Annotated in this window: 18 protein-coding genes; 9 read left to right on the forward strand and 9 right to left on the reverse strand. The window is 55.2% G+C overall.

Going from position 1 to position 18,201, the window contains the following annotated elements:
* Positions 1–120: 120 nt before the first annotated feature.
* Together ACPUC8_RS15485 and ACPUC8_RS15490 are read right to left on the reverse strand one after the other, a co-directional pair.
* The gene (locus tag ACPUC8_RS15485) at positions 121–1,302 is read right to left on the reverse strand and encodes an NAD(P)/FAD-dependent oxidoreductase (protein ID WP_494926744.1); all 1,182 of its coding nucleotides are present in this window, start codon (positions 1,300–1,302) and stop codon (positions 121–123) included.
* 118 nt (positions 1,303–1,420) lie between these two features.
* Positions 1,421–2,362, reverse strand: coding sequence for a 2-hydroxyacid dehydrogenase (locus ACPUC8_RS15490; protein WP_494926746.1), 942 nt, complete (start codon positions 2,360–2,362; stop codon positions 1,421–1,423).
* Between the two features lie 254 nt (positions 2,363–2,616).
* On the opposite strand from ACPUC8_RS15490, the gene ACPUC8_RS15495 reads away from it, so the two are divergent.
* From ACPUC8_RS15495 to crtB, 5 genes are read left to right on the forward strand one after another with little or no spacing between them, the layout of a single operon-like run.
* A complete protein-coding gene (locus tag ACPUC8_RS15495) occupies positions 2,617–3,522 on the forward strand; it encodes a polyprenyl synthetase family protein (RefSeq protein WP_494926747.1) in 906 nt (301 codons plus the stop codon).
* Positions 3,523–3,536: 14 nt separating this feature from the next.
* A complete protein-coding gene (locus ACPUC8_RS15500) occupies positions 3,537–4,808 on the forward strand; it encodes a glycosyltransferase (RefSeq protein WP_494926748.1) in 1,272 nt (423 codons plus the stop codon).
* Positions 4,808–5,977 (forward strand): lycopene beta-cyclase CrtY, encoded by a 1,170-nt coding sequence (gene crtY / locus ACPUC8_RS15505; RefSeq protein WP_494926749.1) that lies wholly within the window; start codon positions 4,808–4,810, stop codon positions 5,975–5,977. The genes ACPUC8_RS15500 and crtY overlap by 1 nt, the downstream gene beginning before the upstream one ends.
* The gene (locus tag ACPUC8_RS15510; protein WP_494926750.1) at positions 5,977–7,458 is read left to right on the forward strand and encodes a phytoene desaturase; all 1,482 of its coding nucleotides are present in this window, start codon (positions 5,977–5,979) and stop codon (positions 7,456–7,458) included. Before crtY ends, ACPUC8_RS15510 begins: the two co-directional genes overlap by 1 nt.
* On the forward strand, positions 7,455–8,384 hold the full coding sequence (gene crtB / locus ACPUC8_RS15515; RefSeq protein WP_494926751.1) for a 15-cis-phytoene synthase CrtB: 930 nt from the start codon (positions 7,455–7,457) through the stop codon (positions 8,382–8,384). Before ACPUC8_RS15510 ends, crtB begins: the two co-directional genes overlap by 4 nt.
* Here the strand turns inward: crtB and ACPUC8_RS15520 are convergent.
* From ACPUC8_RS15520 to ACPUC8_RS15530, 3 genes are all read right to left on the reverse strand, one after another.
* Positions 8,323–8,853, reverse strand: coding sequence for a sterol desaturase family protein (locus ACPUC8_RS15520; protein WP_058973295.1), 531 nt, complete (start codon positions 8,851–8,853; stop codon positions 8,323–8,325). The genes crtB and ACPUC8_RS15520 overlap by 62 nt on opposite strands.
* A gap of 126 nt (positions 8,854–8,979) precedes the next feature.
* Positions 8,980–9,948: a nucleoside hydrolase gene (locus tag ACPUC8_RS15525; protein WP_494926752.1), complete on the reverse strand. Its 969-nt coding sequence runs from the start codon at positions 9,946–9,948 to the stop codon at positions 8,980–8,982.
* Positions 9,949–9,957: 9 nt separating this feature from the next.
* The gene (locus ACPUC8_RS15530; RefSeq protein ID WP_494926753.1) at positions 9,958–10,935 is read right to left on the reverse strand and encodes a substrate-binding domain-containing protein; all 978 of its coding nucleotides are present in this window, start codon (positions 10,933–10,935) and stop codon (positions 9,958–9,960) included.
* A gap of 451 nt (positions 10,936–11,386) precedes the next feature.
* Between ACPUC8_RS15530 and ACPUC8_RS15535 the strand changes: the two genes are divergently transcribed.
* From ACPUC8_RS15535 to ACPUC8_RS15545, 3 genes are all read left to right on the forward strand, one after another.
* On the forward strand, positions 11,387–11,626 hold the full coding sequence (locus tag ACPUC8_RS15535) for a type II toxin-antitoxin system CcdA family antitoxin (protein ID WP_494926754.1): 240 nt from the start codon (positions 11,387–11,389) through the stop codon (positions 11,624–11,626).
* A 2-nt stretch (positions 11,627–11,628) separates the two neighbouring features.
* The gene (locus tag ACPUC8_RS15540; protein WP_494926755.1) at positions 11,629–11,937 is read left to right on the forward strand and encodes a CcdB family protein; all 309 of its coding nucleotides are present in this window, start codon (positions 11,629–11,631) and stop codon (positions 11,935–11,937) included.
* A gap of 129 nt (positions 11,938–12,066) precedes the next feature.
* Positions 12,067–13,257, forward strand: a complete 1,191-nt coding sequence (locus tag ACPUC8_RS15545; protein ID WP_494926756.1) for a CynX/NimT family MFS transporter — start codon at positions 12,067–12,069, stop codon at positions 13,255–13,257.
* Between the two features lie 2 nt (positions 13,258–13,259).
* Here the strand turns inward: ACPUC8_RS15545 and sfnG are convergent, their stop codons facing one another.
* Positions 13,260–14,348, reverse strand: coding sequence for a dimethylsulfone monooxygenase SfnG (sfnG, locus tag ACPUC8_RS15550; RefSeq protein WP_494926757.1), 1,089 nt, complete (start codon positions 14,346–14,348; stop codon positions 13,260–13,262).
* 476 nt (positions 14,349–14,824) lie between these two features.
* Here sfnG and ACPUC8_RS15555 point away from each other — a divergent pair, with 476 nt between their 5' ends.
* Positions 14,825–15,667: an MBL fold metallo-hydrolase gene (locus ACPUC8_RS15555; protein ID WP_494926790.1), complete on the forward strand. Its 843-nt coding sequence runs from the start codon at positions 14,825–14,827 to the stop codon at positions 15,665–15,667.
* Here ACPUC8_RS15555 and ACPUC8_RS15560 read toward each other — a convergent pair.
* The 3 genes from ACPUC8_RS15560 to ACPUC8_RS15570 all read right to left on the reverse strand — a co-directional run bounded on the left by ACPUC8_RS15560 (position 15,649) and on the right by ACPUC8_RS15570 (position 18,193).
* The gene (locus tag ACPUC8_RS15560; protein WP_494926758.1) at positions 15,649–15,999 is read right to left on the reverse strand and encodes an ArsR/SmtB family transcription factor; all 351 of its coding nucleotides are present in this window, start codon (positions 15,997–15,999) and stop codon (positions 15,649–15,651) included. The two genes, ACPUC8_RS15555 and ACPUC8_RS15560, sit on opposite strands and share 19 nt — an antisense overlap.
* A 65-nt stretch (positions 16,000–16,064) precedes the next feature.
* Positions 16,065–17,006, reverse strand: a complete 942-nt coding sequence (locus ACPUC8_RS15565; RefSeq protein WP_283226114.1) for a sugar phosphate isomerase/epimerase family protein — start codon at positions 17,004–17,006, stop codon at positions 16,065–16,067.
* Positions 17,007–17,014: 8 nt separating this feature from the next.
* Positions 17,015–18,193: a Gfo/Idh/MocA family protein gene (locus tag ACPUC8_RS15570; RefSeq protein WP_494926759.1), complete on the reverse strand. Its 1,179-nt coding sequence runs from the start codon at positions 18,191–18,193 to the stop codon at positions 17,015–17,017.
* Between the last annotated feature and the right edge of the window lie 8 nt (positions 18,194–18,201).

Consider the following 18,201-nt stretch of genomic DNA (forward strand, 5'->3'; position numbering starts at 1 on the left):
ACTGCCTCCTTGAGAGTGAATACTGTGTTGATTGCCTTCAGTAATAACATAATTGCAACAAACAAACCCGAGCCCACCCGCAAAAATGGCACAAAAATATCATTATTTAGGAAAATGACTTTATTGTGCCGCCGGGAAATTACGCTTAATCGGCGCGAAATCACTGGCGCTTCTCCCCATCAACCGCTGAGGGCGGAAATCGGCGAGCAGATCGCTGGCATGATCTTGTACCAACTCCTCCGCCACCAGCCGGCCAATCAAGGGCGACAGCGTAATACCACTGTGTGTGACCGCAACATAAACGCGCTGCTCTGGTGTGACGTAGCCTATCGCCGGTAAGCCATCCGCTGGGCGTGCACGTTGACCCACGACGATCTTTTCAATCTGCAATTCACCGGCATCCGCAAACAGCGATTGATAGCGTTCACGAAACTGCTCGGCAATGGCGCTTTGTGTGGAAGGCGGCGCGGCAGGATCGGCCAAATCATCAAGTTCCAGTGCCTGTAACAGCAAGCGCCCGCCGCCATCTGGCCGCACGTTCAGTTGTGGTGCAATCAGGTTGGCACTCAGAGAAAGCGGCTGCGGCGCGGTACGCGCCAGAAAACTGCAGGCCACAGCATTCGGCTTACTGGTGTCGAGCAGTGCCAGCTCGACATCAAGGGTGTTAAGCAGTTGATTGGCCCAGCGTCCGGTGGCAATCACCACACGATCACCCTGCCACTGCTCGCCGTGCTCAAGGTGAAGTGTGACGCCATTAGCCTGTTCCACGATGCGCTGGATAGCCTGATTTTGATGCAGAATCGCCCCATGAGCGTGCGCTTCAGACCATAGCCGCGCCAGATACAGCGCCGGATGCAGCACCGACTCGGTTGGGAAATGCCACACCGCACCGCTGACCGCTTGCGGCCGCAGTTCAGGAATTTCACGTTGCAGCTGATCGGGCGTGACTTCGCGCGCCGGATAGCCTAGCGCTTGCAGTGACGTAGCGCGTTGCAGCAGGCGCTGCTGAGCCTCACCTTCTGCGGCCCATTCCCAGGTGCCGCAGGTCTCCAGCCAGCGCAGACCATTTAGCTGAGTGAGTTGTAATTTGACGTGTTCTTCCATCGACAGCGCATTGAGCTGATGATAGCTGAGCGGTTGCTTGCCGTTAGAGTTAACCCAGGCGAAGGTGGTGCTGCTGGTGCCTGCACCGATATGCTGTTGTTCGAACAGGGTGACCTGCACGCCTTGCAACGCCAGCGCGCGCGCCACCGCTAATCCGATGACGCCGCCGCCAATAATTGCAATCTTTTGAGTTGTCATGAATGGCTCCTGGTTAAATGGCCATTATCATAACAACTTCGGCAGAGTGAAATTGCAATGGTTAAATAACAATCATTGCGGTGAATATAAGAAAATCTTCTGCCACCAGAAAATTAAATTATATTGCCGTTAGCATTTTCCCGGTGGAGAAAAAGGCCAGCATATTCTCCAGTACATTATTTGCCATGCCTTCCCGGGTTTCATGGGTGGCGCTGCCAATGTGCGGGGTTAATAGCACATTATCGAGCTCACGCAGCGCAGCAGGAATAACCGGTTCCTGTGCGAATACATCCAGTGCTGCACCTTTAATGGTGCCCTGCTGCAGCGCCTGAATCAGATCGTTTTCATTGACCACCGTACCGCGCGCGATATTGATAAGTACCCCCTCTTTACCCAAAGCGGCCAGTACCCTGGCATCCACCAGCTGAAGGTTTTCCGGGCTACCTGGCAATGACAACACCAGGAAGTCGCTGAATGCAGCCAGTTGCTCAATGTTGTCACAGCGTTTGTAAGACACATCTTTGGCGCTACGTGCTGTGTAGGCAATCTCCATGCCGAAGGCCTCGGCACGACGTGCAATCGCCAGTCCGATCGCGCCTAAACCCGCAATCCCCATACGTTTTCCGCTGGCTTTGGTGGCCAGTGACGCACCGGCGCTCTCCCATTCCCCTGACCGAGCAAACAGATGATTCGCCACCAGGTTACGTGAGAAGGCCAGCGTCAGCGTCATAGCGAGATCGGCCACATCGTCAGTCAGAATATCACTGGTGATGCTGACCTGAATGTCATGATCAGCGGTATAACGCAGGTCGATGCGGTCGGTGCCGACGCCAAATACGGCTATCGCTTTGCACGCGGGCAGCTGTTCCAGAATGGCCGTTTCCACACCCACGTCACCACGCGTCACGATCCCTTGAATATCTTTTCCCTGCCGCTGAAGAAACAGTGCGGGCTCTTGATAATCATATAAACGATGGCACTGGAAATGCTGTGAGAGTTTGGCATCCAACTGTGGCATCAGCGGCTGAATAATCAGAATTTGTGGTTGAGAAGCGCTCATTTTATTTTTCCCGAATGGAGAGTCATTACTCACCAGCCTACCGGAGTAATTGATGTTACGGCACCGCTGTTACTTATTTCGCTAATAGGATCACGCGGAAAAGAGTATTCATTGCACCATAAAAATATAACGGGTCGGTACGACGAGAACGCTAATCGCGCTACCAAACCCTCCACCCGGTGGCGAACTCACCTTACGCAGTCTACGGTTAATTAAAAAAACCATAACAATTCAACTAACCATGGAAAGCCACTATGACCGCCCATGTCGACATCACAGCAGACCAGGAAAATGAACTTAGCCAATTGCACCTGACTTTGCAGGCGCACTTGGAGCAATTACTGCCCGCGGGCCAGCAAACCGATCAGGTGCGTGCGGCGATGCGCGCCGGGGCACTGGCGCCGGGTAAACGTATTCGTCCTTTACTGCTGCTGTTGGCGGCACGAGATATGGGGTGTGATGCCAGCGAGCGCGGCCTTTTCGATTTGGCCTGCGCGGTAGAGATGGTGCATGCCGCTTCACTGATCCTCGACGATATTCCCTCCATGGACAATGCGCAGATGCGGCGCGGTCGCCCTACTGTGCATCGCGAATTTGGTGAAAGCGTCGCGATTCTGGCCGCCATCGCCCTGCTCAGCCGTGCGTTTGAAGTGATTGCCATTGCGCCTGGCTTACCGCCGCTGCAGAAATCACACGCCATCGCCGAACTCTCTTCAGCCGTTGGATTACAAGGACTGGTGCAAGGGCAATTCCAGGATTTGCACCAAGGCGCGCAACAGCGCAGCCCGGAAGCCATTGCCATAACGAATGAACTGAAAACCAGCGTACTGTTCCGCGCCACGCTGCAAATGGCGGCCATCGCAGCCGATGCCACGCCGCAGATGCGCCAAAAACTCAGCTATTTTGCGCAGGATTTGGGGCAGGCTTTTCAGTTACTTGACGATCTGGCAGACGGTTGCAAACACACGGGTAAAGACATCAATCAGGATCAGGGCAAATCCACGCTGGTGCAGATGCTGGGCGCAGAAGGCGCAGAACGCCGCTTACGCGAACATCTGCGCAGTGCCGATGCACACCTGGCCTGCGCCTGTCATCGCGGTATCGCGACTCGTCAATATATGCACGCCCTGTTTAACCAACAGTTGGCGAAGTTTCACTGATCGCGGCACCGCCGATGGGGCACTATGCCGTGATTGCGCCACCGCTCTACAGCCATTTCCATGCGCTGCAGGCGTTGTCGCAGACTTTAATAGCGCGCGGCCATCGCATCACTTTTTTCCAACAGGCCGATGCGCACAGCCTGTTAAGCGATTCACATATCAATTTTGCGCCAGTGGGAGAACGCTCGCATCCGGTGGGTTCACTGGCAGCCGTGCTGCATCATCTGGCCTCACCGCTGTCACTGTTTCGTGTGATCGGCGGTATCGCTGCCAGTACCGATATGCTGTGTCGTGAACTGCCCGCACGCTTTAGAGCATTACAGATTGATGGTGTGATTGCCGACCAGATGGAGGCCGCGGGCGGACTGGTAGCCGAAGCGATGCAGCTGCCCTTTGTCTCAGTGGCTTGCGCATTGCCCGTCAACCGCGAAGCGGGTATTCCGCTGCCCGTGATGCCGTTTCGTTTTGGCCAGGATGAGAAGGCATTGCACCGCTTTCAGGCCAGCCAGGATATCTATGATCGGATCATGCAGCGGCACGGGGAGGTTATCGCCCATTATGCGCGCAGCTTTGGATTACCGGAACGGCACGGATTACATCAATGCTTGTCTCCACTGGCGCAAATCAGCCAGATCGTGCCTGCGTTTGACTTCCCGCGTCAGCATCTTCCCGCCAGTTTTCACGCGGTGGGCCTGTTACGCACACCCTTCGCGCAGGCAGCGCTGAGCGCCCCCTGGCCCGATCTGCCGCATCCGGTGGTGTACGCCTCTTTTGGCACGCTGCAAGGGCAGCGTTTCCGTCTGTTTCTCCATCTGGCGCAGGCATGCCGCCACCAGCGCCTTTCGCTGGTGATTGCCCACTGCGGCGGCTTAACTCCGCAGCAAGCCGTTGAGTTACAGCAGGCAGGGGCCGCCTGGATCACCGATTTTCTCGATCAGCGCGCTGCATTACAGCACGCGCGGTTATTCATCACCCATGCTGGCCTGAACAGTGCGCTTGAAGCGCTGGAGTGTGGCACGCCAATGCTGGCGATACCGCTGGCGTTTGACCAACCGGGCGTGGCAGCACGTATAGAGTGGCACGGTGTCGGCCGTCGTGCGTCGCGTTTCAGTCGCGTCCAGCAACTTGAACAGCATCTGCAACACCTGCTGGCTGACGAGGGAGATGTATTAAGCCTGTCTGCGATTCAGACTCAGCTACAACGTGCAGGAGGATGTGAACGGGCGGCGGATATTGTGGAGCAGGCGTTGGGCCAGCAACGCGTGGTGTTGGCGGAGGCGACCTGATGCGAGATCACTATGATGTCATTCTCGTTGGGGCCGGTCTGGCAAATGGGCTGATTGCGTTGCGCCTGCGCCAGCGGCAACCGCAGTTGCAGATTCTAATGCTGGAGAGCCACAACCATCCTGCGGGCAATCACACCTGGTCATTCCATCAACAGGATCTCAATGCGCAACAGTGGCAGTGGGTACAGCCGCTTGTCTCGCATCAATGGTCCGGTTATCAGGTGCGTTTTCCAGCATTACGCCGCAATTTCAGCGGTGATTATTGTTCCATTACTTCCGCTGATTTTGCCCAACAGCTGTATCAAGCCGTCGGCGATGATCTCAGAACCGAGTGTGCGGTGAAAGAGGTTAAACCAACTCAGGTCACGCTGGCGAACGGGCAGGTTATTAATGCCACCGTAGTGATCGATGGCCGTGGTTTACAGCATACGCCGCACCTGCAACTGGGCTATCAGGCCTTTATCGGTCAGGAGTGGCACCTGAGAAAGCCACACGGACTCACCCAACCCATCTTGATGGATGCCACCGTTGATCAGCAGCAGGGCTATCGCTTTGTTTACACCCTGCCGCTCGGCGTTGACCGCCTGTTGATTGAGGATACGCACTACATCAATCATCCCACCTTAGCAGAGGATAAAACACGCCAGAATATTGCCGACTATGCGCAAACACATCACTGGGACCTGGGGATGTTATTGCGCGAGGAGCGCGGATCGCTACCGATCACCTTAAGCGGTGATATCGACGCCTTCTGGCAACAGCAGCACGGCCAGCCCTGCAGCGGTCTGCGTGCCGGTTTGTTTCACGCCACCACCGGCTATTCGCTGCCGACAGCGGTGGTGCTGGCTGACACCATTGCCGATCTGCTCCCGAGTGACGCCGCCACTCTCAGCCAACAGATTGAAGTCTTTGCGCGCCAGCACTGGCAGACGCAGCGCTTTTTCCGTGCGCTCAACCGGATGCTGTTTCTTGCCGGACGCCCCGAGAAACGCTGGCGTGTGATGCAACGCTTTTACCAACTTGATGCCGGATTAATCAGCCGCTTCTATGCCGGGCAACTGCGTCTTGGCGACAAAGCGCGCATTTTGTGTGGCAAACCGCCGGTACCCATCGTCGAAGCGGTACGTGCACTGTTGATGACCTCTTCTAATAAACCAGGGAAGAAATAATGAAACGCACCTATGTGATTGGCGCGGGCTTTGGTGGGCTGGCACTCGCCATTCGCCTGCAGGCCGCGGGCATTCCCACCACCTTGCTGGAACAGCGTGATAAACCGGGCGGACGCGCCTATGCCTGGCAGGATCAGGGCTTCACTTTTGATGCCGGTCCGACAGTGATCACCGATCCCTCCGCGATTGAAGCGTTGTTTACCCTCGCCGGGAAATCATTGAGCGATTACGTCGACCTGATGCCGGTCACCCCTTTCTATCGATTGTGCTGGGAGGATGGTAAGCAACTCGATTACGACAATAATCAACCACAACTGGAAAAGCAGATTGCCGCGTTTAATCCGGCAGACGTTGCAGGATATCGTCAGTTTCTGGCTTATTCACGCGAGGTGTTCCAGCAGGGCTACCTGAAACTCGGCACCGTGCCGTTTCTGCATTTCAGTGACATGCTGCGCGCCGGGCCGCAACTTGGTCGATTACAGGCATGGCGCAGCGTGTATAGCATGGTGGCCAAATTCATTCAGGACGACCATTTGCGCCAGGCCTTCTCTTTTCATTCGCTGCTGGTCGGCGGTAATCCTTTTGCAACGTCCTCGATCTATACCTTAATTCATGCGCTGGAGCGTGAGTGGGGCGTGTGGTTTCCGCGCGGCGGCACTGGCGCGCTAGTTGCCGGTATGGCGCGCCTGTTTACCGATCTCGGCGGTGAACTGTTGCTGAATGCCGAAGTGAGTCAACTGGAAACAGAAGGCAACCGCATCAGCGGCCTGCAGTTGAAAGATGGCCGCCGTTTTACGGCCGCTGCGGTGGCGTCTAACGCTGATGTGGTCCACACCTATGACCGTTTGCTGCAGGGTCATCCTGCGGCGCGCAGACGGGCCGCCACATTGAAACGTAAGCGCATGAGTAACTCGCTGTTTGTACTCTATTTCGGTCTGAATCACCCGCATTCCCAGCTGGCGCACCATACCGTTTGCTTTGGCCCGCGCTATCGCGAGTTGATCGACGAGATTTTCAACAGCAGCCAGCTTTCGGATGATTTTTCGCTCTATTTGCATGCCCCCTGCTCCAGTGATCCTTCGCTGGCACCCGCGGGCTGCGGTAGCTTTTACGTATTAGCGCCGGTGCCGCATCTCGGTACCGCCGCCATCGACTGGCAACAGGAAGGACCGCGTTTACGCGATCGCATTTTTGCTTATCTGGAGGAGCACTATATGCCGGGATTACGTCAACAACTGGTGACACACCAGATGTTTACCCCCTTTGATTTCCGCGACACGCTGCACGCCCATCATGGCTCGGCGTTTTCGCTTGAACCGATTTTGACGCAAAGTGCCTGGTTCCGTCCGCATAACCGCGATGCCGATATCTCCAATCTCTATCTGGTGGGAGCCGGAACCCATCCTGGCGCGGGCGTGCCGGGCGTGATCGGTTCGGCCAAAGCCACCGCCCAGCTGATGCTGGAGGACCTCGCCGGATGAACCGTCAACCCTTACTGGAACAGGTGACCCAGACCATGGCGGTGGGTTCGAAGAGTTTCGCCACTGCCGCCAAACTGTTTGACGCCCCCACGCGACGCAGCACCCTGATGCTCTATGCCTGGTGTCGGCACTGCGATGATGTGATTGATGGCCAGACGTTGGGCGAAGGGGGTACACAGCATCCGGTTGAAGATGCCCAGGCGCGCATGCTGCATCTGCAAATTGAAACCCGCCGTGCCTACAGCGGCGCACACATGGATGAGCCGGCGTTCAAGGCGTTTCAGGAAGTGGCGCTTATCCATCAATTGCCGCCGCAGCTGGCTTTCGACCATCTGGAAGGATTCGCGATGGATGCACGCGAAGAACTCTACGCCAGCTTCGATGATACGCTGCGTTACTGCTATCACGTGGCTGGCGTGGTGGGTCTGATGATGGCGCGCGTCATGGGTGTTCGCGACGAAGCGGTGTTGGATCGTGCCTGCGACTTGGGCCTTGCCTTCCAGCTCACGAATATCGCACGAGATATTGTTGAGGATGCGCAAAATGGGCGCTGCTATTTGCCACAGAGTTGGCTGGATCAAGCCGGGTTGGCCGGTAAAGACCTCGCAGATCCCCAACATCGAGCGGCGCTGGCCCCGCTGGCGGCGCGCCTGGTCAGTGAAGCCGAGCCCTATTACCTCTCTGCGCGTTCGGGCCTGCCGGGATTGCCGTTGCGCTCCGCATGGGCGATTGCCACCGCGCGAGGGGTTTATCGTGAAATTGGTGTGAAGGTGCAGCATGCAGGGGCGCACGCGTGGGATGCCAGACAGCGCACCAGCAGCGGCGAGAAACTGGCGCTACTGGTGAAAGGCGCCGGATTGGCGCTTACTTCACGCTTGTCTCGTCCGGCGTCGCGTCCGGACGGCTTGTGGCAGCGTCCACGTTGAGAGGTTTATGGCGCTGACGCAACGCCGCCTGCAATTTGTGCAGCGGCGGCGCATAAAGAAAGCCAAACGAGACACAACCTTCACGCCCACGCACCGCATGATGCATGCGGTGCGCCATATATAAGCGCTTAAGATAGCCCTTGCGCGGAATGTAGCGGAACGGCCAGCGCTGATGCACCAGGCCATCATGCACCATGAAGTAGAGTGCGCCGTAAACCGTGACCCCCGCCCCAATCCATTGCAGTGGCCAAACGCCGTTTACGCCGATATAAATCAGCGCAATCGCCATCAGCATAAACACCACGGCGTAGAGATCGTTGAGTTCAAACTTGCCGTCATGGGGTTCATGATGCGAGAGGTGCCAACCCCAGCCCCAACCGTGCATGATGTATTTGTGCGACAGCGCCGCAATCACTTCCATCACAACCACTGCTGTCAGCAGAATCAGCGTATTCCATAACCAAAGCATGGTGCGTCCATTTGTGTTGAACCGAGGCTTTAAAGGTGGACGCGGATAGGCCAGGATGCAAGTCATTGTGGGTTTAAAACAGGGTCGCGGCGCGATTTATCGTGCAATAAATTGCGCCGCTACGGTTCACCCGGTGATGATGTTCACAATATCACTGACGATTTTATGCCCATCAATCTGCGTACAGACTTGCACGTTGGCGGGCGTATCACGCAGTGGCACCGTTTGCCCGACGGTTAGCCGCCCCTGGGTTTCGATACCAATAGCCATGGCCTCGAAAGCGCCAACCTGCGCATCAGCCGCCACGGCAACCGCCAGCGGATCGTACAGCACGCAGCCTTCTGACCAGTCAAACATCGGTGCATCGAAGTAACAGGCGCATACCTGCTTAAACAACTGCGTGAGCGGCTTATCGTCTTTCAACCCGGCCAGATGTTCACGCGTCAGCACCAAACCCGCATCCGCGTTGGTGACATCGAGACTCACCATTGCCAGGGGGATCCCGGAACGGAACACAATGTCAGCGGCCTGCGGATCAAACCAGATGTTGCACTCGGCTACCGGCGTGATATTGCCGCGCCCCCATTTTGCATCCATGCCCAGTGCACCCGCCATCATCACTACATCTTTGATCAGCGGGGCGATATCCGGTGCTTTGATCAGTGCCAGCGCCAGGTTGCTCTGCGCGCCAATACACACTAGAGTAATTTCGCCTGGATGCTGACGCACCAAATCAATAATCAACTCGCTGGCATGCTGGCCGCAGTGTGAATCTTGCAGGGCCGGCAGTGCAATGCTGCCCTCCTTACCGCGAGACCCCTGATATTCCTTTTGCAGCAGTTCAGGTAAGGTGCCACCCATTGGCACCGCCTGCCCTATCGCCACCGGAATCTCACTGCGCCCGGCAACCTGTAAAATACGTGTGGCACAGCGCGCCCCGAGTGCAGGCGGGCAATTGCCAAATACGGTGGTGATCGCCAGCAGTTCCAGCCGCGGATCTTGTAACGCCAGCATAATGGCGATGGGGTCGTCCGCATCGGTGCCGGGAATACCAATCGCCGGATCGGTATCAATAATGATTTTACGTCTGCTCACGGCGACTCCTTACAGGCCCATTTTGATCAGTTTCGGGAGGTTGTCTTTATCCAGACTTTCAAGGCTGTCACCAAACAGCGTATGGTTGGCGCTATCGACGCGCATTTTGCCCATGCCTTCAATTTGGGTGCCGTCGGTGATGGTTTTACCCTCGGCGACCATTTTGCCAATTCGCACAAACAGCTCGCCTGCGGTCATCGGGTTCCAGATATAGCCCCCTTTGATATTGCCATTCCGCACCAGAGCCGCAGCCTGATTCGGGCTGTACGCCCCCACTACGCAGACTTTATCTTTGGCCCCGCGCTCTTGCACCGCACGTCCGGCACCCACTGGGCCTGGTGAACCAAAGGCCATCATGCCTTTGAAATCAGGATATTTAAGCATCATCTCTTTGGTGACGCGCATCGATTCATCCACCGACTCGCCGGTACCAAACAGATCGCCTATCTGCTGCATTTTAGGGTAATGCTGTTTCTGATAATCAATCGCCGACTGCGCCCAAACACGGTGCAGAGGAATGGTCAGACTGCCGACAATAATCGAGTATTGCCCCTGCTCATGCATGCACTGCGCCATCAACTGCATATGGCGCTCGCCAAAGGATTTGGCATCCACCAGTTCAAAATCCCAGTCGGCATATTTCTGGCCTGGCGATTCATGCACAATCACTTTGATGCCCGCGTCTTTGGCTTTTTTCAGCACCGGCTCAAGAGCAGCAGGATCGACCGGCACCACGCCGATGATATCCACCTTTTGCACGATCAAATCTTCAATCGCTTTCACCTGCTGTGCGGGGTCCTGCGCAATTGGGCCGACCTGCCATGCATTCACGCCCTCTTTCGCTGCCTCTTTTTTAATGCCCTCCTCCATAGAGTTGAACCAGGCGTTTCCGCCCACTTTGACCACGACGCCCATTTTGAGCGGTTCGGCGGCAAAGGCGCTGCTACAAAGGGCAAGAGAGATTAAGGCTGCTGATATTTTTTTCATTATGTTCACCATTATTGTCCTTGTAGGTTTTTGAAATGTCGGGGAAGACATAACGTGCAGGTCGGTAAAAAGTGTTGCTATCGAGGAAATAAGTTAGAGGAATCGTTGGGTCAGAAATGTGCACGAGACGAGATAATCGGCACGCGCTTTGGCTGCACAGTTAAATGTGAACAGTGATGGCTTTAAGATGAAATATCTTGGTGGTTACATTTTGCACAGTGATGGATGTCACGACTGAAAGGATTCGTCTGCGCAGACATTTTCTAGATATGGGTTTGCTAAGCAGGATGCGGTAAGCAATTCATGCCCGAAGATGACGGTTTCTGTGTGGATGACTGTTTGAGATGACAATAACGGCGAGCAATAGCTTGAGGCACCAATTGATGTATGCTGCGTTTTCAACCATACTCTGACACACGTAAATTACACGTGTATATCACAAGGGGGATTTATGCCAAACACAGGTGTAAGGCAAAAGAAAACGGTGAGTGTTACCGTCGAGCCGACGCTTTTGCAGCAAGCTCGGGATGCCGGCTTGAACCTTTCGGCCATATTGACTGCAGCGCTTCGCCAGGAAATTCGTACCGTGGCAGCTGAAAACTGGAAACGAGAAAACAGTGCTGGTTTACAGGAACTGAATCGCATAACTGAAGAGCACGGTTTACTGTCGGATGAATACAGGACGTTCTAAAGATGCAGTATGTTATCTATCAAAATACTAGCAAAACAAGCTCATACCCTTACCTGGTCGATGTTCAAAGCGATATTATTGACCAGTTAAGCACTCGCCTCGTCATTCCTATGCTCCCGATCAGCAAACTCAGAAACAAGCAGGTAAAACGGCTTAATCCGATCATTGAAATTGAGGGAAACAGTTACCTGGTCATGACCCATGAAATGGCAAGCGTGCCTTTATCTCTATTAGGCAAACAAGTAATGGATGCACGTGCTTATCGTCAGCGTATCAAAGATTCAATCGATTTTATCTTTGATGGTTTTTGAAACTTTACATCCCCACTTGCCCTCGCTAGTATTGCCCGCTCTCAGCCAACGTGAACGGCTGCGTAAGCGTTAACGTCAATCAACGCACCATATGCAGCATCGTCTGCCTCATTACTATGGTGCGAAAATATGTCCCATACTGCTGTTACGCCACACCCTGCCCTGCAACGCACCGGATTTTTCCTGTTCCTGTTGCTGCTTACCGCAGCCAACCTGCGCACGCCCATTACCGCGACCGGACCGGTGCTGGAAAATATTCGTCTGAGTTTTGGACTGAGCGCCAGTGCCGCCGGGGTGATTAACTTCTTGCCGCTGCTGATGTTCGCGACCTTAGCCCCGCCTGCTGCCTGGTTTGGCAATCGCTTCGGCCTGGAGCGCAGTCTGTGGGGATCGCTGCTGCTGATTACGCTCGGTTCTCTGCTGCGTATTACCGGCAGTGAGAATGCTATGTGGGCGGGCACGCTAATTCTCAGTTCGGGTATCGCCGCGGCTAACGTGTTACTGCCGCCGCTGATAAAACGTGATTTCACTGAACACACGGCACGCTATATCGGGCTGTATGCCATGGTGATGGGGATTTCAGCGAGTATTGCATCGGGCATTGCGGTGCCGCTGGCAGAGATCAGTTCGGCCGGTTGGCGCTTGTCGCTGGCGGTGTGGTTAATCCCGGCGTTTATCGCGCTATTCGCCTGGCTGCCTTACCTGAAAAGACCCACGTTGCAACCTCACGCAACGGCAATGACCATCGTGACTCGTTCACCCTGGCGCTCGGCACTGGGCTGGCAGGTTTCGTTATTTATGGCCAGCCAGTCACTGCTGTTTTACACCCTGATTGGCTGGTTCACGCCTTTCGCGCAGGACAACGGCATCAGCCAGATTGAGGCCGGCGGCATGCTGTTTATCTATCAGATTGTTGCCATCGTCTCGAATCTCGCCTGCATGAGCGCATTGAAGAAACTGCGTGATCAGCGCGCGATAGGGTTTGTTGCCTCACTGCTTATTTTTGTCGCCGTACTGGGCTTGTTACTGATGCCCTCGTGGTCGCTGCTGTGGTTGATTCTGGCGGGACTGGGCGCAGGCGCATCCCTGGTGATCAGCCTGTCACTGTTCAATCTGCGCACGCAGGATCATCGCCAGGCCTCTAAACTGTCCGGCATGGCACAGTGTGTCGGTTATGGGCTGGCAGCGCTCGGCCCACTCTGTTTCGGCATGCTGCATGACGCCAGCGGTAACTGGTTGCTGCCACTGGTCATGTTGCTGGCCATCACCCTGGTGCAGATGGTGATGGCGCTACTGGCAGGCCGCGCGCGCCATATTTAAGGTCAGGCTGACACCAGACTCTGCTGGCGTTCCAACTCTCGCACCCGTGGAATCACTTCACGACCGAAGAACTCGACCTCTTCATGGAAGTGCAAAAACGCCAGCAGCAGCAAGTCGACACCTGCGTGTTTTAAGGCGATGATGCGCTCAGCTATTTGCTGTGGGGTGCCAATCAGGTTGGTTTTGAAGCCATCGTTGTACTGCACTAAATCCTCAAAAGATGATTTTGCCCAGTTGCCTTCTCCCTCAGGGGAGGCGCTTCCGGCATTTTTCACCTCATGCTGGAACCCTTTCACCGCATCTGGATTAGCCTTGGCGATGATCTCCTGTAACACCGCTTGCGCTTGCTGCTCGGTCTCACGGGCAATCACAAAACCGTTTACCCCGATTTTGACCTGATGGCCGTTGATGGACGCTTTCGCCTGAATGTCCTCGACTTGCTGTCGCACGCCGTCTGGAGTGTTGCCATTGGTGAAATACCAATCCGAAACGCGCGCCGCCATATCACGTGCAGCACGTGAACTGCCGCCCTGGAAGATTTCCGGCAACGGTAAAAGCGGTTTCGGTTTTAAGGCGTAATCGCGGAAGCGATAGAAATCCCCGGCGAAAGTGAAATGGCTTTCACCCCAAATACCGCGCAGGCAGCGGATAAACTCTTCAGAACGCAAATAACGCTCTTCGTGATCGAGCCAAGGCTCGCCAATCGCTTTAAACTCGCCACGGAACCAACCACTGACGATGTTGACCGCAATACGAGGACCGTAAAGATGGCTAATAGTGGCGATTTGCTTCGCGGCTAACACCGGATTCCAGGGCCCCGGTAACAGCGCGGCAATCACTTTGAGTTTGGAGGTGTGACTCAGCAAATCCTGCGAGAAGGTCACGGATTCATGCTGATTATCTGCTCCGTATCCGGCTGTAAAACGAATCTGCGTCAGGGCATACTCAAATCCCGCCTTTTCGGCGATCTTCGCCAGCTCACGGTTATAGTCTGCGTCCCAGTGTGTGCGCTGTTCGATCTGGCTAATCACCAGTCCCCCGGACACGTTCGGCACCCAATAGGCAAACTGGAGGGGTTTCTTTTCTGACATCGGCTGCTCCTGTCGAGTTATAGCGTAATGAAATATAAGATTGTCTTTTTCAATCTTTTGGCTATAAATATCAGTGCAGCCATCGTGCCATTTTTTCAGAATAAGCAGAGAGTTGATTTTGCAGCGTTTAGTGCCAGTCTCAGTGATTAAATACCGCTGCAAATGCAGCAGCGGCTGTCGCGGCAGGGTTGCATTTACAACAGCGACGGCTAATTAGCCCCAATAATAGCCTGCAGAAACGCCTGAATTAGCGGCCTGCTGTCGTCCTTGCGCCATACCGCATACAAGGCTATTTCAAGTGGCAACCAGGGCAACAGCACCAGTGAAACCGTCTCAGGCACCCTTCCCGCCAGGCTCTGCTGGATAAAGGTAAATGATGATTGTCACACCGTTGTATTCCCTGCAATATTTCATTGTTCATGCAGGTTGATGATTGAACAGTCCTTTTTTCTCTTCTCATTATCACTAAGGCGGTCATTGTGACGATATCCTTTTCATCCCAGCGTGTGGGGCACTACCAGGTCACCGCCATCAGCGACGGCACCATGCAAGCTAGCCTGGAACTCCTCTCGGGGATTGACCTACCCGCAGCGGAAAAGATTCAATCGCAATCTGGCATCACGGTGCCCGGTGATATTCACATCTACTGCTATTTAATTCGCGGTGCGGGACGCACGATATTGATAGATAGCGGCAGGGGCGCGGTCGGTGAGCTGCAGCGCAACCTGCAGGCGCTGGGGGTGATGCCTGAGTCTATCGACACCCTATTACTCACCCACGCCCATCCTGATCATATCGGCGGTTTATTGAATGAAGCTGGCCAACCCGCTTTTATCAACGCCCAACTCTTTCTGCACCCGGCGGAAGCCGCATTCTGGCTGGATGATGGGCAGCATACGGGCAATGAACGTACGCAGAGAAACGCCTTGTTGGTACGTCGAACGTTAGAGGCTTATCGCCCGTCGCTACGCTTGATTGAACACCCAACGATTACCCCCGACATCCAGGCGCTGAAACTGCCGGGCCACACACCAGGCCATACGGGCTACCTGATTCACTCTGGTAACGAGAGTGTGTTGATTTGGGGCGATATCGTGCATTACCCACACATCCAGTTGGCGCGCCCCGAAGTGTCTATTGTATTCGACCATGATCCCGTACTGGCCGAAGCCACGCGCAAAGCCATTGTTGAGCAGGTATTCCGGGACAAGACTTTGGTGGCAGGCATGCATTTTGGTGAATCGGCATTTGGCTATATTGAGCATGACTCGACAACGGGTTATGTCTTACGCGGACAGCCTCAGGATGCTTCGCGGTGAAAATCGCTCACCGTATCGCGCGTCAGCCCATCTTGCGCAGTGGCGTTGAGAAGCGCGTCCAGTAGTCCGGGGAAACGTGCGTCTAAATCTTCGCGGCGCAGTGACAACAAGTTTTCGCGCCCTGATGGTTTCTGCCAGATGACGCCGCTGTCACGCAGCACCCGCCAGTGATGGGTTAACGTCGATTTGGAGACGCCTTTCAGCAGCGACCCACAGGTGTGTTCGCCACCGGTAGCCAGAGTGCTGACGACGCTCATGCGCATCGGATTACCAAGTGCCGCCAGCACATGCTCCAGACGAATATCCGCGCGCAGCGGGTGATTTTCCAGCATTGGCTGCCTCTAAACTGTTCGTATAAATACGAAGTATCAGGCAGCCAACGCGGGATGTACAGCCTCTACTGGCTAATCGTCTGTTTCAATGCGGCAATAGATGAAGTCACCCCCGCTTCCACTGACATGGTGAGATCTTCCATCTCCAGCGACACCCAGTCGTTGTAGCCCATCATGCGTACCACCGAGAAGAACTCTTTCCACCACTGCAAATCCTGGCCGCAGCCCACGGCAACATAGTTCCATGCGCGGTTGGCGACATCCTCTACCGGTTTGGTTTCCAGCAAGCCATTCACACTCACCAGACCGCGCTCCAGTCGCACATCTTTGCCGTGACAGTGGTGAATCGCCGGGCCCAGTGCCCGCGCCGCGGCAATCGGATCGGCCCCCATCCATAACAGGTGGCTGGGATCGAGGTTCAACCCCACGCTATCGCCCACCGCATCACGCAGGCGGAACAGGGTTTCCGGGTTCCACACCAGCATGGAACTGAAATTCTCCAGCGCAAACTTCTCCACGCCGCTCTCTTTCGCCTGCGCCACCAGCCCCTGCCAGTAAGGGATCGCCACTTCATTCCACTGATAGTCGAGGCAGTTTTTCAGCGTGGGTGGCCAACTCACGGTGTAGGTAATCCAGTTCGGGATAGTGTCATTGGGGCTGGCGGGGGGAAGTCCGCTCATCATGACGATCTTTTTCACCCCCAGTTCGCCGGCCAATGCCAGAGCATTGTCGGTATCGCGCTTATGTTTGCTGCCAAGCTCACCCGGGTCGAGCGGATTACCCGACACATTCAGCGCCGCAATCGACATGCCACGGCTTTCCAGCGCCTGCAGCAAATGACGGCGCTGTGTGGCGTTGGCCAACAGCTCTTCGGTGCGCAGATGCGGCGCAGATGACCAGCCGCCGGTGGTCATTTCAACGCCATATACACCGAGTTCCAGCAACTTATCCAGCATCTGCTCAAACGGCAAATGTCCAAGGCTATCAGTACAAAATGAGAGTTTCATGGCTGTCCTTATTGATAGTTAACCCAGCTCGCACCGTTGTCGGCAGAGCGCACACAGTTTTCAATCCAGCGCACTCCTTCCAGCCCGGCATTGATATCGGGATAAACGAGGTTATCGAGGGTGTGCTGATCGCCGCGCTGCGTGGCACTGATCGCTATGGCAAATTTCAGGTAGATGTTGGCCCAGGATTCGGCCAGTCCTTCGGTATGCAGTGCGCCCAGACGCTCATCTGCCAGCGCACTTTCATGTAGATAAGGCATGCCATGATGCATAATCTGGTTCGGCTGCCCCTGCACCTCGAACTTCAGTTCACCCGGGTTGTAGTCACTCCACTCCAGGCTGGCGCGCGAGCCGATAACGCGAATGCTTTGGCTATCCATCGAACCCGCATTGATTGATGACGCCCACATGCGCCCGACCGCGCCGTTATCGTAGTGCATCAGCACCATGGCGTTGTCTTCCAGCGGCGCACGCGAAGGGATGAAACTCTGGCGATCGCACAGCAACGACTTCACCTTTAACTGCGGCAACACCAGTTGCGAGATGTAGAAGGTGTGCGTTGAGATATCACCCAAGACAAACGAAGGCCCGGCGATTTTTGGGTCAACACGCCATTTTTGCGCTTCACTGAATTTGTCGGCGCTGTCATTGGCGCTGAAACCATGGGTGTACTGCAGTTCAACCATACGCACGTCACCGATTTCGCCATTGGCGATCATCGCACGCATCTGCATCAGCAACGGGTGCCCCGAGAAGCCGTAGGTGACGCCTACAATGCGATTTTTCGCTTCGGCCAGCGCTTTGATCTCCAGTGCCTCAGCGGTGGTGAAGAACAGTGGCTTTTCGCAAATCACATGAATACCGGCATTCAGTGCCGCCTTGGTGATCTCGAAATGGGTGCCGTTGGGAGTGGCAATCGACACCACTTCTACCCCATCGGTACGTTTTGCCTCTTCTGAGAGCAGTTGCTGGTAATTGTCATAGCAACGTTCAGGATCAAGACCAAGATTGACACCGAACTCGCGTCCGCGCGCCGCATCAATATCAAACGCGCTGGCCACCATCTGGTAGGCAGTGTTGTCACGCAGCGCGCCCGATCGATGTTTATACCCGACCTGACTCAGGCGACCGCCGCCGATCATCGCCCAGCGCAGTGGGCGAGGAATACTTTTTTCACCGTTGAGCATATTTCACT

The sequence above is a fragment of the Pantoea sp. CFCC18177 genome (assembly GCF_059412425.1).

Coding starts and splice junctions, on each gene's coding strand:
- ACPUC8_RS15545 (WP_494926756.1), top strand. CDS start 12,067: ATGTCCCATACTGCTGTTACGCCACACCCTGCCCTGCAACGCACCGGA.
- ACPUC8_RS15485 (WP_494926744.1), bottom strand. CDS start 1,302: ATGACAACTCAAAAGATTGCAATTATTGGCGGCGGCGTCATCGGATTA.
- ACPUC8_RS15540 (WP_494926755.1), top strand. CDS start 11,629: ATGCAGTATGTTATCTATCAAAATACTAGCAAAACAAGCTCATACCCT.
- ACPUC8_RS15530 (WP_494926753.1), bottom strand. CDS start 10,935: ATGAAAAAAATATCAGCAGCCTTAATCTCTCTTGCCCTTTGTAGCAGC.
- ACPUC8_RS15565 (WP_283226114.1), bottom strand. CDS start 17,006: ATGAAACTCTCATTTTGTACTGATAGCCTTGGACATTTGCCGTTTGAG.
- sfnG (WP_494926757.1), bottom strand. CDS start 14,348: ATGTCAGAAAAGAAACCCCTCCAGTTTGCCTATTGGGTGCCGAACGTG.
- ACPUC8_RS15520 (WP_058973295.1), bottom strand. CDS start 8,853: ATGCTTTGGTTATGGAATACGCTGATTCTGCTGACAGCAGTGGTTGTG.
- crtY (WP_494926749.1), top strand. CDS start 4,808: ATGCGAGATCACTATGATGTCATTCTCGTTGGGGCCGGTCTGGCAAAT.
- ACPUC8_RS15490 (WP_494926746.1), bottom strand. CDS start 2,362: ATGAGCGCTTCTCAACCACAAATTCTGATTATTCAGCCGCTGATGCCA.
- ACPUC8_RS15500 (WP_494926748.1), top strand. CDS start 3,537: ATGGGGCACTATGCCGTGATTGCGCCACCGCTCTACAGCCATTTCCAT.
- ACPUC8_RS15510 (WP_494926750.1), top strand. CDS start 5,977: ATGAAACGCACCTATGTGATTGGCGCGGGCTTTGGTGGGCTGGCACTC.
- crtB (WP_494926751.1), top strand. CDS start 7,455: ATGAACCGTCAACCCTTACTGGAACAGGTGACCCAGACCATGGCGGTG.
- ACPUC8_RS15495 (WP_494926747.1), top strand. CDS start 2,617: ATGACCGCCCATGTCGACATCACAGCAGACCAGGAAAATGAACTTAGC.
- ACPUC8_RS15560 (WP_494926758.1), bottom strand. CDS start 15,999: ATGCTGGAAAATCACCCGCTGCGCGCGGATATTCGTCTGGAGCATGTG.
- ACPUC8_RS15570 (WP_494926759.1), bottom strand. CDS start 18,193: ATGCTCAACGGTGAAAAAAGTATTCCTCGCCCACTGCGCTGGGCGATG.
- ACPUC8_RS15535 (WP_494926754.1), top strand. CDS start 11,387: ATGCCAAACACAGGTGTAAGGCAAAAGAAAACGGTGAGTGTTACCGTC.